The organism is Planococcus sp. 11815 (genome assembly GCF_051096385.1).
Taxonomy (GTDB): Bacteria; Bacillota; Bacilli; order Bacillales_A; family Planococcaceae; genus Planococcus; species Planococcus citreus.
Map to the genome: position 1 here is coordinate 1,076,727 of NZ_CP096991.1, position 16,808 is coordinate 1,093,534.

Below are 16,808 nucleotides of genomic sequence, written 5' to 3' on the forward strand. Positions count from 1 at the left end.
GCCTGATCTCAAAAAGATCAGGCGTTTTTCTCTGTTATTGTGGTTGGATACGGGTGAATTCGCCTCCTGCCGCTTCGACGCGGCGAGCTAAGTCGTTGTGCATTTCAAAAATCCGGCCGCTGGAGAATTCGACCATGTCGCCGTCGCGGAAATAATAGGCGACCGATTCGATCGAATTGGTCCCGTCTTGTTTTTGAAGTCGTTCTTCGATCCTTTCAAACTCTTCCCATGTATAGGTGGAGGAATTGAAGGAGAGAGGCGGGTTGTACGTGAAGCTATCACGGGTCATATAGTAATAATCGCCAAGCGAAAAGGCGATCGATACGAGCCCGATGATGGCGACAGCGCCAGATAATAGCCAGGATTTCACTGGTTGTTCAATCAGCGCTGCAATGAATAAAGAAATCGCAAGGAGCACAATGCCTGCGCCGCCAAGCACGAGCGACCAGAACGACGTGCCGACGATTTCCGCCTCCGGTGTAATGGTCACGACTTTTGCCGGGTAGAACACGGCAGCTGGAACAAATAGAGCGGAAATGAGTAATATGATACCGAATGTCACCAAAATAATTTTTTTCTGATCGTAAAAATCAACCATCCTCTTCGTCCTCCTCTATCGAGTAATCGGGTTCTATATGTACGAGGACGACGCAATTTGGTTTCACTTTCTGGATTTTCCGCTCGATTTCTTCGGTGATCCAATGGCTTTCGACCACATTCAAATATGGTGCGACGCTAACGGTCAAGTCGATGAACATGACATTGCCGTGGGTACGCCCTTTGAAATCACGCAAGTCCAGTACGCCCGGAACGCGTCGAATGACCACCGAAAGCGATTCGACGGCTTCTTCATCAAACGCGTCGGTTAAGGTCATCACCGATTCGCGGAAAATATCCAAAGCCGTTTTGATAATGATGAGCCCGACAAGAAAGGCTGTGATCGAATCGATTAGCGGCGCCCCGAGGATGGCCCCGATGATGCCGATCCCGGCGCCGATGCTGACAAGCGCATCCGAACGATTATCGTAGGCAGCGGCCCGGATGGCTGAACTTTTGATTTCCTGGCTCAACTTCAAGTTATAGCGGTAAACGCCGTACATGATGGCTGCCGAAAAAAACGCGACAATAGCGGTCAGCGGAGAAGGCGGTTCGAGTGCTGGGTTAAACACCGTCCTCACTGAATTCAACAGCACTTGAAGGCCGATGACAGCCATGATGAATGAAGCCAATAGGGATGCGATTGTCTCTGCTTTCAAATGGCCGTAATGATGGTTGTTATCCGGCGGCTTTTGGGAGATCCTCAATCCGATCAGCACAGCGACAGAAGCGACGATGTCGGTGACGTTGTTCAATCCATCTGCTTTCAACGCTTCAGATCCGCCCCAAAACCCGACGGCGAGTTTGATGGCGCTTAAAAACAGATAAGCTCCGATGCTAAGCCATGCGCCTTTTTCTCCTTTGCGGAGATTATCGTATAATTCCATTGCACTTCATCTCCAGATTGGATTGTGGGGAAAACGGAAACGACCCTCCAAAGAGGGCCGTATCGCAAATACTATTATACAGGAAGATCTTCAGCGGATGCTTTTTGAACTTCTAAATAAAGGATATGATGGCCATCGACTTCCTGGATGCGGAATTCGTAACCTTGCTCGATGATTTTCTGGCCTTCGACTGCATCGAAATGCATGTCCATAAACCAGCCGCCGATCGTATCGATATCTTCCTCGTCGATGTTAATCCCAAGAATGGCATTCACGGTACCAAGCAATAATTTGGCATTGAAAATATAATGGTCTTCACCGAGAATTTGGACGTCCGGTGCTTCATCGATATCGAATTCATCCTGGATATCGCCCACAATTTCCTCAAGTATGTCTTCAATGGTGACAAGCCCCGAAGTGCCGCCGTATTCATCACGTAAAATGGCCATGTGGATGCGTTCGCGCTGGATCTTCAATAATAACTCATTGACCGGCATCGTTTCGATGACTTGGATGACCGGTTGGATAAAGGCGGAAACAGGCAAGTTTCCGGTGTCGGAATTTTTCACGTAAGCGCTTAATAAATGCTTCATATTGACGACCCCAAGAACATGGTCTTTATCGCCGTCCGTGATCGGATAGCGCGTGAATTGCTCGATTCCTTCTAATGCAAACACATCGCGTAAGCCCAAGTCGTGGGCAATCGTGCTCATTTCCATCCGTGGCACCATGATCTCTTTGGCGATGCGTTCATCGAATTCGAAGATGCGATTGACATAATCAAATTCAGATGCGTTGATTTCGCCGCTTTTCAGGCTTTCGGATAACAACAATTTCAATTCTTCTTCGGTATGGCCCATTTCGCTGCGCGATAATTTTTGGATGCCGAACAACCTAGAAATCAAGCGGGCGATAGCACTGAATAGGAAAATGAATGGGAACAAAAGCCAGTATGCAAAAACAAGCGGTCTGGCGAACAACAGGATGATACGATCTGGATTGCGGATGGCGAAGGTCTTCGGAAACAACTCGCCGAACACGACCAATAGCAAAGCTACTCCCAGAAAAGCCGCCAAAAAGCTTATCCAACCAGCGCTTGCTGACGGCAATCCGAGATTTTCGGCAATGGGCTGGATCGATTCCTGTACGAGTGCATGACCTACCCAGCCGAGCCCAAGCACCGATAAGGCGATGCCTACTTGGCAGGCGAATAGATACGTATCGGCCTGCCCCGCAATTTTTACAGCGGCTTGCGCTTGTTTTTTATTAGTCGCAATCGATTCATCAAGACGCGCTGTGCGGATATTGACGATTGCGTATTCGCACGCAGAAAAAAATGCGGCAGAACCGATCAAAGCGGCGATCGCCGCAATTCGTAAAGGTATGTCCAAATGACTCCTTTGCGCCGGTCCTGTTAGGGAAGGACGCAAAGTTTGCACCTCCTGAAAATGAAAGATGATAGAAATGATGGCGATTCCCGCTAGCAAATGCATAGCATATCCATGGGGGGATCCCGTCCTTTTTGTGGCAGGTAGAGCTTTCTAAAAGTATACCACCAAAAAGACTAATTATTCAGTGAAAAACATTTACATGGATTTAATATTGAAACATATAAGCAAACCGTTATGATAGAGAAGAATCCAAAAGAGAAAGGGAGATGGATAGTGAAGCGAAAAGAACGCTGGGTGGAAATCCTGAAAGCATCGACCAAACTGGGTTTGACCTCGTTTGGCGGGCCGGCCGCCCATATCGGCTATTTCCGTGATGAATATGTACATAGAAGAAAATGGTTGGACGATAAAGCGTATGCAGACTTGGTGGCGTTATGCCAATTCTTGCCGGGTCCTGCCAGTTCGCAGGTCGGCATCTCGATCGGCATGCTGCGCGGAGGGATCATGGGCGGATTTTTATCCTGGCTCGGGTTTACTTTGCCTTCTGTCATTGCCTTGATGATTTTCGCCATGCTGATCAGCAGTGGTTCGGTCGATATTGCCTGGCTGCAAGGCTTGAAGATTGTCGCCGTCGCGGTCGTCGCGCATGCCTTGCTCGGCATGGGGAAATCACTGACACCGGATGTTCAGCGGCTGATGATCGCCTTTGGTGCGGCCATCGCCATTTTGCTGGTGCCGACCGCCTGGGCACAAATTATTGTCATTCTATTGACGGGCGTCATCGGATTTTTATTGTACCGGAGAGAACAGGCGCCTGAGGCCGTCAAGCTCGCCTTGACCTTCGGCAAAAAGACCGGTCTCGCCGCTTGGGGGATTTTCGGGGCATTGCTGATCGGCTTGCCGTTATTGCGACCGTTCATCGAATCGAGCGCGTTTGCGATTTTTGACATTTTCTATCGTGTCGGCGCGATCGTCTTTGGCGGGGGCCATGTCGTCTTGCCGATGCTTGAGCGTGAAGTCGTGCCTGAATGGATGACGGCAGACGCCTTTATCGCCGGATACGGGGCGGCACAGGCCGTTCCGGGGCCATTGTTTACTTTGTCTGCTTATTTGGGGCAATTGATGAACGGGGCTGGCGGCGTGTTGATCGCGGTCATCGCAATGTTCTTGCCGTCATTTTTGTTGGTCATCGGAACCTTGCCGTTTTGGAGCGTCATCCGCACGAAGCCCGGCATCCAAGCAGCCTTAAAAGGCATCAATGCTGGAGTTGTCGGCATTTTGCTGGCGGCGCTATATGACCCGGTTTTCACTTCCGCCATTCAAGGGCCGGTCGACTTCGCCATTGCGATTGCCGCCTTCGGAATGTTAGTCTATTTGAAACTGGCTCCGTGGAAAGTCGTTTTGATTACGGCGCTTCTCGGTGCGCTGGCTTATGCTCTATAGGAATGGAGAGATGAGATTTGGAAACGGCAATGCAGAGAGACCAACAAGATCCATTGGCTAAATTCAAAGAAGAGTTTTTTGTAGAACCAGGAACGATTTATATGGACGGGAATTCGCTCGGCCTGATGTCAAAGCGTGCTGAAACAAAGCTGATTGCGCTCATGGACAGCTGGAAACAATTCGGTATCGAGGGCTGGACAGAAGGCGAACATCCATGGTTTACGCTGGCAGAGACGCTGAGCGAGAAAGCAGCGCCATTGTTCGGGGCGAAAGCACACGAAGTGATGGTCACCGGCTCGATCACGTCGAATATCCACCAGATGCTGTCGACGGTCTATGCGCCGACTGATGAGCGTTTCGTCATCTTGGTCGACGAGCTGAATTTCCCATCGGACATTTATGCAGTGGAGAGCCATTTGCGCCTGCGCGGGCAAGATCCTGCCATCGCAATGCGCAAAGTATCAAGCCGTGACGGCTACACGCTCGAGCTGGAAGATATTTTAGCGGAAATGAAAGACGATGTGGCGGTCCTGTTGTTGCCGTCGGTCCTTTATCGAAGCGGCCAATTGCTGCCGATCCCTGAGATTACGCAAGCTGCACACAAGCACGGCATCATCGCAGGATTCGACTTGGCTCACTCAGCAGGCGCCATGCCGCATGACTTGCATGAAGACGGCGTGGATTTTGCTGTCTGGTGCCATTATAAATACATGAATTCAGGTCCCGGCGGTACAGGCGGCTTGTATTTGCATGAGCGCCATCACGATTTGAATCCTGGAATAGCCGGCTGGTTTGGTTCGGACAAGGCGAAGCAATTCGACATGGACCATAGCTTCACGAAAGCGGAAGGAGCCGGAGCTTATCAGGTCGGCACGCCGAATATCTTCAGCATGGCACCGCTAATTGGCAGCCTGGAATTATTCGAAGAAGCAGGGATCGATAAGATCCGCAGCAAATCGCTGGAATTGACGACGATGCTGCGCGAGAGGCTTGCGGCGCTCGTGCCTTCTTTAATAGATGTTACGCCCAAAGTGGATGGACAGCGCGGTGGCCATATCGCGCTTGCGCACCCGGAAGCGGCGCGAATCTGCAAAGCGTTGAAGAAAGCAGGGATCGTCCCGGACTTCCGTGCGCCGGATATTATACGCCTTGCGCCAATCGCCTTCTACACGAGTTTTGAAGATGTGGAGAAAGTAGCGCTCGCTTTGCAGGATATTATCGAGCACGAGCTTTACAAAGAATTCAGCAACGAACGAAATGTGGTGGCGTAAATGACAAAATCGATCATAGACATTTCGATGGCACTGGACAATTCAACTCCTGAATGGCCGGGAGATACGCCGTTTTCCTATCGTTTATCGGTCACGAAAGAAGAGAGCGGCTCGGTGAATATCGGCGAACTCAAGTCAAGCACGCATATCGGCACGCATATTGACGCGCCGTTCCATTACGATGAAAATGGCTTGAAGACTGACGAATTGCCGCTTGATGTCTATTTGACGACAGCTCAAGTGATGGACGTGTCGGGTCATGAACAAGTGCAATTGGCTGATCTGGATGAGCTTGCGCATGGCGTCAATGCTGTACTGTTGAAGACGGCCGCGTGGCAAGACCGCAGCGCGTTTCCTGGAGCTTGGCCGGTATTCGACCCGGCGATCGCCGAATGGATGAAAGAACAAGGCGTCCGCCTGCTCGGTGTCGATGTACCGTCAGTGGACCCTGAGACGAGCAAAGAGCTGCCGATGCATCATGCGATGAACCGCAACGAGCGCTTTATCTTGGAAGGCATTGTGTTGGATGAGGTTGCGCCGGGTGTCTACAAACTTGCTGCGTTGCCTTTGAAGATCCGCGGCGGGGAAGGAAGCCCTGTGCGTGCCGTGCTTTACACAGAATAAGGAAAAAGCCGCCATTCAAACCGAATGGCGGCTTTTTTGCTATAGTTTTTCATTGTGTAGGCTGTGACCTGAGAATCGGTTCCATTTGTTTGATGTTCATCGCAATGGCATCGCAGACTTCCTGGTATAAAGCCCATTTCTCGTCATTGTCTGTACTGCGGATTTCGGGGTTCGGGATATCCCAGCGCACCAATTTCTGCATCGGCAAATCGTCGGGTATATCAGCTTGTTCGAATTCCCCGTCATGCAGGGCAATAATCAAATCCGCCTGTTTCACCTCGTCCGGATTGTACAAGCGCTGCTCGACTGGCGGAATCTCCAAGATGATTTCTTTGAGGACTTCTATCGGAATGTCGTTGAAAGATGGTTGGTTCCATGCCGCACTTCTGATGTCCCAGTCCGGCAGCATTAAGCGGCTCGCCCAAATTTCAGCCATCAGCCCGCGATGTTGATGTGATGATAGAAAATATACAGTATGTCTCGGCATGGCTGACCCCTTCTTCCTTTCTTTATTTTCCAGCTGGTTTAATTAGTATTCTTTACCCATGTAGGGAATCCGGCAAACAGATAAATATATGATATTCATTAAATTATGTCAAAAATATGTCATAAAAATAAACATCCCCCTCAGGATGGGGGAAGTCCACATCCTAGGGGGATCATTTCACCACAAGAACGGTAGAATTTGAATCTTTGATCAGCTTGCTGCTGACAGAACCGACAAAGAATTTCTGCAATCCAGATTTCCCGCTATTGCCGACAATCAATAGATCGATATTTTGCTCATCGACAAATCCAGTGATTGTCTTGATGACCGGACCTTCCAGTGCAAGAACGGAAGCTTCGGCATTTTTTGCGTCGAGCTGCTGTTGAATCGAGTTGTGCATATGCTTCGAATATTCCGATGCGCGGGCCGTGTCCACTTCCTGCGGCGGCCGGTAGCCATCATCTCCGATTCCCTGCGGCATGAACTGTGCATATGAACTGTCGACGTTTGCAGAAGTGACCGGTGCGGAAGCATGCCCCACATCCATATAGCCTGTGCGTTCCTGCGCTTCTTCATTGACATAGATGACCGTCAGCTTAGATTCTGGAAGAATCTTGGAAAGTTCTATGCCTTTCTCCAGTGCCAGCCGGCTGCCTTCCGACCCGTCGTATGCGATTGCAATATTCTTATACATTTCTTTCACCGCCTCAATTTACTGTTATTCTCTTGTTCCCCCAAATATTGTAGCCGCAAACCTTTCAGGCACAACTGGCGGTAGTGGGAGGAGCAGCAGTACGACTTTTGGCTGAATTATTGTTTTGATTCGAAATAGCTTGACAATTCAAAAAAACGAGTGGTACTCTTGAACTAACAAATATATGGAAAAGGAGGTTTGGACAATGAAAAAAATTCAAAAGGCGTTAAACACCAATTGCATAGCATTGCCAGGCACTCCGATGATTTTTCATTGCTATTTACTTCGTGACTAGAAATATTCGGGTTGGGTCTGTGCATCCAGTCCTATTTTCAAGAGCGCATGCCTGAAAACAGGTATGCGCTCTTTTTGTGTGGTTTAAACAGCTTGGCTGCTTAAATAAATAATCGAAACTAAGGGAGAGAAGCATTATGGAAAAGCCTCATGTGAAAAAAGCACTGATCAAGGAATCGCTTGAAGGCGATTAGCAAAACTGAAAATGGAAAGAAGGCGTAATGTATGTTTGATGTTTTATGGAAATTAAAATGGTTTTTTAAAGAAAACTGGCTGCGCTACACTATCGCAGTGGTGCTCTTATTTGTAGCGAATATTCTCGAAATCGTGCCGCCGTGGCTGATTGGCGTGGCTATCGATGCCATCGCACAGCAGGAATTGACCAGTGAACTGCTGTGGCAGTATGTCGTCGTTTTACTTGTGGCGATGGTGCTGGCTTATGTCATTAATTTCATTTGGCAATACCAATTGTTCGGAGGGGCTTATGTCATCGAACGGCAATTGCGCTCAAGCTTGATGGGGCATTTCCTTAAGATGACGCCGACATTCTATGAGAAGAACCGGACGGGGGATTTGATGGCCCGTTCGACCAATGATTTAAAGGCGATTTCCGAGACGGCAGGATTCGGGATCTTGACGCTTGTCGACTCGACTTTATACATGGCGACGATCATCGTGGCAATGGGGATTCTTGTGTCATGGGAATTGACGTTTTTGGCCATTTTGCCATTGCCGGTGCTCGCGATTGTCGTCCAATTGCTCGGTAAGAAAATACACGAGCGCTACACCTTGGCGCAGGACGCATTCGGTGATATGAACGACAGCGTCTTGGAATCGGTCGGCGGCGTCCGCGTCGTTCGGGCATATGTGCAGGAACGTTCATCTGAAAAGGAATTCCAAGACATGACGCAAGATGTCTATGAAAAGAATATGGCGGTCGAGCGCATCGATGCCTTGTTCGCGCCGGTTACGAAAGTACTGACGGGCATCAGTTATGTCATCGGCCTCGGTTATGGCGCGTTTCTGGTGTCCGAAGGGACGATGACTTTGGGTGATTTGGTTGCCTTTAACGTTTATCTCGGCATGATTGTCTGGCCGATGTTTGCGATCGGTGAACTGATCAATATCCTGCAGCGCGGCAACGCATCGATCGACCGCGTCAATGAAACTTTGGATTACGAAGAAGACGTCGTCGACCCGAAAACGACAAAAGAAACCGGCTATCCGGAGCGCATCGGCTTCCGCGATTTCGGTTTCACATATCCACAGTCGACATCGATCAACCTTCAAGGCATCAATTTATCGATGAACAGCGGTCAGACGCTCGGCATCGTCGGCAAGACGGGAAGCGGCAAAACGACTTTCGTCAAACAGCTGCTGAAGGAATACCCAACAGGTGAAGGGTCGTTAACGATGAACGGCATCGAAATCAATGAACTAAGCAAAGCGCAATTGCGCGATTGGGTCGGCTATGTCCCGCAGGATCACGTCCTATTTTCACGGACCATCCTCGAGAACATCCTGTTCGGAAAAGCGGATGCGACAGAAGAGGAAGTGTCCCAGGCCATCAAGCTGTCCTATTTCGAAAAAGATTTGGCCATGCTGCCGAACGGTCTTGAGACGCTAGTCGGTGAAAAAGGCGTCGCACTATCCGGCGGGCAAAAGCAACGCATTTCGATTGCGCGGGCGATTATCAAAAATCCTGAAATCCTCATTTTGGATGATTCCCTCTCGGCAGTCGATGCCAAGACGGAAGCCAAAATCATCGAGAACATCCAACGCGAACGGGCAGGCAAGACGACGATCATCACGACGCACCGGTTGTCTGCCGTCAAACACGCCGATTGGATCGTCGTGCTGGATGATGGGCGCATCATCGAAGAAGGCACGCACGAGAAATTAGTGGCAAAACAAGGCTGGTATCATGAACAATTCCTCCGCCAGCAAATCGGGGAGGTGCAATAAGATGGGAACAGGAAAACGATTAACGAATTATGCATTGCAATTCAAGAGCGTCATCATCTGGGGCTTGGTGTTTCTTGCGGTGGCGGTGGCTGCCGATTTGGCTGCGCCTATGATTGCCATGGAAATCATCGATGAACATATCTCGGGTGACGGGGAAATCGAATTTGGCCCGATCGCACAGCTTTTGGCCTTGTTCTTCGGCTTATCTGTCGTCACGGCAGTGTTCCGCTATTTGCAGTATATTTTGCTGCAAAAAGGCGCGAACCGTGTCATCCGTAAAATGAGGACCGATGTCTTTGAACATGTCCAACGCTTGCCGATTAGCTATTTCGATAATTTGCCGGCAGGGAAAGTGGTCGCGCGCATCACCAATGACACCGAAGCGATCCGTGAGTTATTCGTCACAGTGCTTGCGCAATTCGCGACAAGCTTCATGTATATGGCTGGGATATATGCGGCCCTTTTCTATCTGGATTGGCGCATGGCGGCGATAGCCTTCGTGCTCGTGCCGCTCTTGTATGCATGGATGCTCATTTACCGGAAATATGCTTCGAACTTCAATCATATCGTCCGTGAAAAAGTCAGTGAGATGAATGCCATGATCAACGAATCGATCCAAGGCATGAGCATCATACAGGCGTTCCGGCGCGAGAAGCAGATGAAAGGTGAATTTGAAGAGCTCAACCAAAAGCACTTCAAATTCCAGCAGAAATTATTGGTGCTAGAAGCCGCCGCCTCGCATAATATGGTCGGCGTCTTGCGCTCAATGATTTTCGTTTTGTTCATCTGGTACTTCGGCGGGGCTTCCATGACCGGTAACACGGTCGTCACAGTAGGCGTGCTGTACGCATTTGTCGATTACATCATCCGCCTGTTCAACCCGATCAGCGGCATCGTCAACCAATTCAGCCGTCTGGAACAATCACTCGTGGCAGCTGAGCGCGTGTTCCGCTTGCTCGACCGCCCCGGGGAACCGGTCAGCGATGAGCGGGTCGAACGCTACCAAGGCAATGTGAGCTTTGAAAGTGTCTGGTTTGCGTATAAAGATGAAGAATATGTGCTTAAGGATTTGTCTTTCGAAGCGAAACAAGGGGAGACTGTTGCACTTGTCGGCCATACGGGATCAGGGAAAAGTTCGATTATGAACTTGCTGTTCCGCTTTTACGATGCGACAAAAGGGCAGATTTTAATCGACGGCGTCAATGTCAATGATCTGCCAAGGCAGGCAGTGCGTGAACATATGGGCATCGTACTGCAGGATCCGTATTTGTTCACCGGAACAATCGAATCCAATATCACGCTTGGGGACGACCGCGTCAGCCGTGAAAAGGCGCAAGCGGCACTTGCGGCTGTCGGCGGCGAGCGTGTCACGAAGCATTTGCCGAATGGCATCGATGAGCCGGTTGTGGAAAAAGGCAGCACGCTTTCTTCCGGCCAGCGCCAACTCGTATCGTTTGCCCGGGCGCTGGCATTCGATCCGGCGATTTTGATCCTGGATGAAGCAACGTCTAATATCGACACCGAAACAGAGGAAATCATCCAGCATGCGATGGATGTATTGAAGAAAGGCCGGACGACGTTCATCATCGCCCACCGTTTGTCGACCATCAAGAATGCAGACCGCATCTTGGTGCTTGACCGGGGCGAAATCGCTGAATCCGGCACGCACGATCAATTGATGGATCACGATGGCATTTATCGACAGATGTACCGCATTCAATCAGGGATGGCTTCTACCCAGAACGTTGGGTAAGGGGCCACCCCTTTTTTCTTTTTAAGAGGAAGCAATTCGCTATTGTTGTGAAACCGGCAGCTCTATCTTTATAATATAGCTACGGCATAGCCATAGAAAAAGCGCCGGAACTTTCCCGGCGCTTCAGTCGTATACATGATAGAGCATCAGCTCATGGACCATTTTCTTGATGGCTTCCTCATCCTGCGGCGGAGCAGATTGCCAAACAATCGACCCGTCCGGATGATACTCGCCGCGAATGCGTTCATTGCGGTAAAAGAATGAGATGTTCCAGCCGGGCAGCCGGCTGTCTTTGAACATCGGCTTGAATTTAAAATGCTGCAGCATCGGAATCCCCCTTTGATCGTCTCTTTCCATTATAGGGGAAGAGGCGCAATAGACAAAGAAGAAATGAGTGACCTTAGTTGAATATTCTACTGACATTAATGCTGATGGCCTTGATCGGTGCCTTGATCGGCGGCATGACCAACCATTTGGCCATCAAGATGCTGTTCTGGCCATACGAAGCGAAATACATCGGCAAGTTCCGCCTGCCGTTTACGCCAGGGCTCATCCCGAAGCGACGGGATGAATTGTCGCGCCAGCTCGGCCGTACCGTGGTCGAACATTTGCTGACGCCGGAAACCTTCAAAAAACGCTTTTTCAACGAAGCGATGCATAAGAAAACAGAGAACTGGCTGAATCGCCAGTTGGATCTGCATCTTTTTTCTTCACCCCGCACGTTCAACGAATGGCTGGACCTTGCCAATCAAAAAGGTGTGGACCGAAAGCTTGAAGCGAAGCTCGACGGGTTGGTTGACCGCAACCGGGACGCCATAGATGACTACATCGCCGGAAAAACCGTTCGGGAATTGCTTCCGGATGCCTGGAAGCCGGGAATCGAGGAAAAGATTTTTGGCGGCGTCAAATACGCCATCGACAGAGGCTCGGACTATTTTGCTTCGCCTGCAGGGCGACAGACGGTTAAAAGTTTATTGGACGAATTCCTAGTATCGCGTGGCCGTTTCGGGAATGTGCTCCACAATTTGTTCGGCGATTCCCAGTCAATCACGAATAAGACCCAATCGGAAATCATCAAGTTCCTTAATTCTCCGAAAACCTTTGAACTGCTCGGCACTTTGGCGTTTCGTGAGTGGGAAAAGCTGCAAGATAAGCACGCGGATGAGCTCTTGAAGGAATTCGACGCCGAGCCGGCGATTGCGGCCATCAAGCAGTATGTCCGCGACCAGGCCCGCATTTCGGCAAGACTAGACGCATCACTTGCAGAGACATGGCCTCGGGGGTTAGAATGGACAAGTGTCAATATTACGCCTCTCATCACGGACTTCGCGTTTGAAATGGGAGAGCAGAAGTTAGAAGAGACCATATTGAAAATCGACATGGAAAATATGGTCAGACAGCAAGTCGATTCTCTGCCGCTCAGCCGATTGGAAGAATTGGTGCTCGGGATTTCACGGAGAGAGTTCAAGATGATCACGGTACTGGGCGCATTTCTGGGGGGCTTTATCGGCATACTCCAGGGTTTGCTCGTCACGGTGCTGAATTTAGGGTAGAGGAGAGATTTACATGGCAGTAAACATTTATGACGACATCAACAAATTGGAATCATCGTTCCGTTCAACAGAGGAATTCCAAAAACTTCAAGAAGCAGTTGCACAAGTAACGGCAGATAGCGAAGCGAACGAATTGTTCAAGAAATTCCGCGACCTGCAAGTTACATTGCAGCAAAAACAACAGCAAGGCGAAGAGATCACTGAAGAAGAAATGATGGGTGCTCAAGCGACAGCGCAAGCTGCTCAGGAAAACCCGAAAATCTTGTCTATGCTCGAAGCTGAAATGGCCCTTAGCCAAATGATCGAAGAAGTAAATCGTGTTTTGATCAAGCCAGTACAAGAACTTTACGAAAGCATGTAATTCCAGCAAAAAAAGGGTTTACGGAAAAGACACCGAATACGTAAAGATGAATGCTAATTCATTTTTACGAAGGGGTGTCTTTTTCTTATGTATCAAACGATTATGCTGAAAAAAGATGGGCGTTTGGCGTACTTGGTGCTGAACCGTCCGGATTCAATGAATGCAATGAACGCGAAAATGATGGGAGAGCTCGCGGATTGCTTTGAAAGCTTGAAAAATGACCAGTCGGTTCATGCGCTGATTATTCACGGGGCAGGAAGGGCGTTTTCTGCTGGAGGCGATATTAAGGAAATGGTCGATCCCGACAACCCGATGGATATCGATGTGGTGATGGGAGACGTTAGCCGCCTGGCAAAAGCGCTTTATACCTTGCCGCAAGTGACGATTGCGGCTGTGCATGGCGCTTCTGCAGGGCTTGGGTTCAGCATGGCGCTTGCCTGCGACCATGTCGTGGCGGAAGAAAGCAGCAAATTGGCGATGAATTTCATCGGCATTGGACTCATCCCGGACGGAGGCGGCCATTTCTTCCTGAAAGAGCGTGTCGGCGTGCCAAGGGCGAAGCAATTGATTTGGGTGGGCCAAGTGCTGAAAGCGCATGATGCCCTCGCCAAAGGCTTGATCGAAGAAGTGACGGCGGAAGGCAGAGGCTTGGAACAGGCGGAGAAATACGCGCATGAAGTGCTGGCCTCTCCGGTTGCTGCGATGCTGAAATCTAAAGAAATCCTGCACGGCATGAAGCTGGCCGAGTTGGATGAAGTGCTCGCAGGCGAAGCAGCGGGGCAATCGGCGATGCGCAAAACAGCAGACCATCTCGATGGCATACAAGCCTTCGTTGAAAAGCGCAAGCCTGCTTTTAAAGGAGAATGAAAAGAGTGGCGGGTTTCCGCCATGCTTTTTTTTGCAGCAAAAATAGATCAAAAGAAAAAACACGGCGACTGCCGTGTTTTTTAAGTATGGAACAATAAGAGTTTGCCGGCTGGAGATGCAAGCCGGTGGGTTTTTTCAGTCAGCGCTTTTTCTTCGAGCAGCGCAAGCCCTTGTTCTTTCGCCTCGTCGTCAGTCTCCGCGGTGAAAGTTTCTTCTGTAATCAATTCGCCGGTTTTTTCGAAAGCAGTCAGTTTATAAGTTCTCATATTCGGCACCCCTTTCTGAACGGTTATTCAGTTTAAGTATAAAGGGTTTATAAGGAAATGTCCTGCAAATTTGAAACATTTCGGCTTTACTGCCGTATATAAAGGTGGAAAGGGGACGTGAATGATGACTTTATCGATTAAAAACGCAACAAAACAATTTGGCGACTTTACGGCTGTAGACGATATCTCCCTTGATGTAGCCGAAGGGCAGATGCACGGCTTTCTTGGCGCGAACGGGGCAGGCAAGACGACGACCTTCCGCATGGCGCTGGGGCTTCTTACGCCGACACAAGGAGAGGTGCTGTGGCAGGGCCGCCGGATCAGTTATGCAGACAGCCCGGACATCGGTTATTTACCGGAAGAGCGAGGCTTGTATCCGAAGATGAAGGTGCAGGACCAGCTCGTCTACTTGGCCAGGCTCCGGCGCATGGATAAAAAACAGGCGGAACAAGGCGCAAAGGAATGGCTGGAGCGCTTTGAAGTGCCTCATTACGCCAATAAGAAAGTGGAAGAATTATCGAAAGGCAATCAACAGAAAATCCAGTTGATCGCATCTCTCCTACATAATCCAAAACTATTGATTTTGGACGAGCCGTTTTCCGGGCTCGATCCCGTCAATGTGGAAATGCTGAAAAAAGCGATACTCGATTTCCAAAGACATGGGGCGACCATTGTGTTCTCCAGCCACCGCATGGACCATGTCGAAGAATTATGCGACGACATGAGCATCTTGGACAAAGGGAAGCTCGTCGTACACGGCTCGATACGGGAAGTGAAGCGCGCGTTTGGCAAACAGAATGTCCGCATCCACAGTGACGCTGACATCACCGCGCTCAGTGAATTGCCAGGCGTCGAGAAATTTACCGCTCAGCGCAGTGGCGGCGTGTTCCGTATTGCCGATGAAGCGGTCGGCCAGAACTTGCTCGCCCGTGCCTTAGAGCTTGGCCCAGTGCGCCAGTTTGCTTTAGAAGAGCCTAGCCTCGAAGAGATTTTCATTGAAAAGGTGGGGCGTGCCCATGTATAGTTTCTGGATCATTTTCAAACAGGCATTCAAAACGAAAGCGATGACGAAATCGTTCATGATCACCACGCTGGTCGTTGTCGCTTCATTTTTCCTGCTGGCCAATTTGCCGTCGATCATCGAGTCATTCGATGGAGACGACAATTCGCAGCAAACGATTCAAGTGGTGGACGGGACAGGGCAGTATACGGAAGCTTTGCAAACCCAGCTCGACCAACAAGACAGTGCCATTCAACTAGAAGCGAGCGCGCTTTCTGAAGAACAATTGAGGGCGGATGTGGAAGCAGGTGAAATGGACGCTTTTCTTGTTATCGAAGGCGATGATGAGATCACTGCCCGTTACATAGCGGAGTCCGCCACTGAATCGGCTCAAGCCGCAGAATTGGAAAACGCGCTTCAGAGCCTCCAGACAGCGAGGGTCGCCGAGCAGCTGGAGCTCGAAGCTACGGAGCTTGCCCAATTGTTTGCGCCAGTTGAAATGGAACGTGAAGCGCTTGCCGAATCTTCCAAATCACAGGAAGAGTTAAGCCAAGCGCGCGGCCTTGTCTATATTTTGATTATGGTTATCTATATCGCGGTCATTTACTATCCAAATATGATCGCCATGGAAGTGGCGAACGAAAAATCCTCGCGCGTCATGGAAATCTTGATTTCCAGCGTCTCACCAGTCAAGCATATGTTTGCGAAAATTGCGGGCATCGGCTTGCTCGGCATTTTGCAGATGATGATTTTCGCGCTTGCCGGATATTTGGCGATCCAAAGTTCAGGGTCGGACCTGACCGAAGGCGTATTTAGCGTCATGGGCTTTTCCGAAGTGAAGTTTAGCACCTTCTTTTATGCCATCCTGTTCTTTTTGCTGGGCTATTTCCTCTATGCTGTGCTTGCGGCATTGCTCGGCTCGCTCGTCAGCCGGACAGAGGATGTTCAGCAATTGATGCTGCCGATGATGATTTTGATCATCATTGCGTCATTCATCGCGTTCTCGGGCATTTCCATGCCGGAAGCGGGTTATGTAACAGTCGCTTCCTATATCCCGTTTTTCGCGCCGCTCGTCATGTTCCTGCGTGTCGGCCTGCTCGATATCCCGTTATGGGAGCCGCTGTTGTCAATTGCAATCATGCTATTGACGATCGGCTTACTTGGCTGGTTCGGCGCCCGGGTTTATCGCGGCGGCGTCTTGATGTACGGCTCATCGCAATCACTGAAAGATATCCGCCGGGCGATCAAGCTGGGCAACGAAAAATAAGGAAGATGCTGCTTGCGGGAAGTTTCCGCAGGCAGTTTTTTTTCGCACGCGAAAATGGTAAGATAAGAACAAATATTCGCTTTTGAAA

At 49.8% G+C, this 16,808-nt stretch carries 17 protein-coding genes; 10 read left to right on the forward strand and 7 right to left on the reverse strand.

Going from position 1 to position 16,808, the window contains the following annotated elements; genetic code table 11:
* Positions 1-34 precede the first annotated feature (34 nt).
* The 3 genes from M1Q06_RS05480 to M1Q06_RS05490 form a co-directional block, all read right to left on the reverse strand.
* Entirely contained in the window at positions 35-598 is a 564-nt protein-coding gene (locus tag M1Q06_RS05480) for a hypothetical protein (RefSeq protein ID WP_434402130.1), read from the reverse strand.
* Entirely contained in the window at positions 591-1,484 is an 894-nt protein-coding gene (locus M1Q06_RS05485; RefSeq protein WP_434402132.1) for a cation diffusion facilitator family transporter, read from the reverse strand. The genes M1Q06_RS05480 and M1Q06_RS05485 overlap by 8 nt, the downstream gene beginning before the upstream one ends.
* A 74-nt stretch (positions 1,485-1,558) precedes the next feature.
* Complete coding sequence (locus M1Q06_RS05490) at positions 1,559-2,875, reverse strand: hemolysin family protein (protein ID WP_434402134.1); 1,317 nt, start codon at positions 2,873-2,875, stop codon at positions 1,559-1,561.
* A 234-nt stretch (positions 2,876-3,109) separates the two neighbouring features.
* On the opposite strand from M1Q06_RS05490, the gene chrA reads away from it, so the two are divergent.
* Genes chrA through kynB form a run of 3 tightly spaced genes read left to right on the forward strand, consistent with a single transcriptional unit; the run spans position 3,110 to position 6,213 of the window.
* Positions 3,110-4,318 carry a chromate efflux transporter gene (chrA, locus tag M1Q06_RS05495; RefSeq protein ID WP_434402135.1) on the forward strand — a complete coding sequence of 403 codons (1,209 nt, stop codon included), beginning with the start codon at positions 3,110-3,112 and terminating at the stop codon, positions 4,316-4,318.
* 29 nt (positions 4,319-4,347) lie between these two features.
* Positions 4,348-5,589: a kynureninase gene (gene kynU / locus M1Q06_RS05500; protein ID WP_121301115.1), complete on the forward strand. Its 1,242-nt coding sequence runs from the start codon at positions 4,348-4,350 to the stop codon at positions 5,587-5,589.
* Positions 5,590-6,213 carry an arylformamidase gene (gene kynB / locus M1Q06_RS05505; RefSeq protein WP_121301003.1) on the forward strand — a complete coding sequence of 208 codons (624 nt, stop codon included), beginning with the start codon at positions 5,590-5,592 and terminating at the stop codon, positions 6,211-6,213. It abuts the gene before it with no gap.
* A gap of 49 nt (positions 6,214-6,262) precedes the next feature.
* Here kynB and M1Q06_RS05510 read toward each other — a convergent pair whose 3' ends face one another.
* Positions 6,263-6,700: a phosphatase gene (locus M1Q06_RS05510; RefSeq protein ID WP_121301004.1), complete on the reverse strand. Its 438-nt coding sequence runs from the start codon at positions 6,698-6,700 to the stop codon at positions 6,263-6,265.
* A gap of 172 nt (positions 6,701-6,872) precedes the next feature.
* On the reverse strand, positions 6,873-7,394 hold the full coding sequence (locus tag M1Q06_RS05515) for a universal stress protein (protein WP_121301005.1): 522 nt from the start codon (positions 7,392-7,394) through the stop codon (positions 6,873-6,875).
* Positions 7,395-7,913: 519 nt separating this feature from the next.
* Between M1Q06_RS05515 and M1Q06_RS05520 the strand changes: the two genes are divergently transcribed.
* Positions 7,914-9,653: an ABC transporter ATP-binding protein gene (locus M1Q06_RS05520; RefSeq protein ID WP_434402138.1), complete on the forward strand. Its 1,740-nt coding sequence runs from the start codon at positions 7,914-7,916 to the stop codon at positions 9,651-9,653.
* A gap of 1 nt (position 9,654) precedes the next feature.
* A complete protein-coding gene (locus M1Q06_RS05525) occupies positions 9,655-11,406 on the forward strand; it encodes an ABC transporter ATP-binding protein (protein WP_434402140.1) in 1,752 nt (583 codons plus the stop codon).
* Positions 11,407-11,529: 123 nt separating this feature from the next.
* Here the strand turns inward: M1Q06_RS05525 and M1Q06_RS05530 are convergent, their stop codons facing one another.
* A complete protein-coding gene (locus tag M1Q06_RS05530; protein ID WP_434402142.1) occupies positions 11,530-11,733 on the reverse strand; it encodes a YheE family protein in 204 nt (67 codons plus the stop codon).
* Positions 11,734-11,810: 77 nt separating this feature from the next.
* Here M1Q06_RS05530 and M1Q06_RS05535 point away from each other — a divergent pair, with 77 nt between their 5' ends.
* The 3 genes from M1Q06_RS05535 to M1Q06_RS05545 all read left to right on the forward strand — a co-directional run bounded on the left by M1Q06_RS05535 (position 11,811) and on the right by M1Q06_RS05545 (position 14,187).
* Complete coding sequence (locus tag M1Q06_RS05535; protein WP_434402144.1) at positions 11,811-12,959, forward strand: DUF445 domain-containing protein; 1,149 nt, start codon at positions 11,811-11,813, stop codon at positions 12,957-12,959.
* A 13-nt stretch (positions 12,960-12,972) separates the two neighbouring features.
* Positions 12,973-13,320: a YlbF family regulator gene (locus tag M1Q06_RS05540; RefSeq protein ID WP_121301008.1), complete on the forward strand. Its 348-nt coding sequence runs from the start codon at positions 12,973-12,975 to the stop codon at positions 13,318-13,320.
* A gap of 87 nt (positions 13,321-13,407) precedes the next feature.
* The gene (locus tag M1Q06_RS05545; protein ID WP_434402146.1) at positions 13,408-14,187 is read left to right on the forward strand and encodes an enoyl-CoA hydratase; all 780 of its coding nucleotides are present in this window, start codon (positions 13,408-13,410) and stop codon (positions 14,185-14,187) included.
* Between the two features lie 80 nt (positions 14,188-14,267).
* Here the strand turns inward: M1Q06_RS05545 and M1Q06_RS05550 are convergent, their stop codons facing one another.
* Positions 14,268-14,453, reverse strand: coding sequence for a YhzD family protein (locus tag M1Q06_RS05550; protein ID WP_121301010.1), 186 nt, complete (start codon positions 14,451-14,453; stop codon positions 14,268-14,270).
* A gap of 124 nt (positions 14,454-14,577) precedes the next feature.
* On the opposite strand from M1Q06_RS05550, the gene M1Q06_RS05555 reads away from it, so the two are divergent.
* Positions 14,578-15,477, forward strand: coding sequence for an ABC transporter ATP-binding protein (locus tag M1Q06_RS05555; protein WP_434402832.1), 900 nt, complete (start codon positions 14,578-14,580; stop codon positions 15,475-15,477).
* Positions 15,470-16,720, forward strand: a complete 1,251-nt coding sequence (locus M1Q06_RS05560) for an ABC transporter permease (protein ID WP_434402149.1) — start codon at positions 15,470-15,472, stop codon at positions 16,718-16,720. Before M1Q06_RS05555 ends, M1Q06_RS05560 begins: the two co-directional genes overlap by 8 nt.
* The last annotated feature ends 88 nt before the right edge of the window (positions 16,721-16,808 follow it).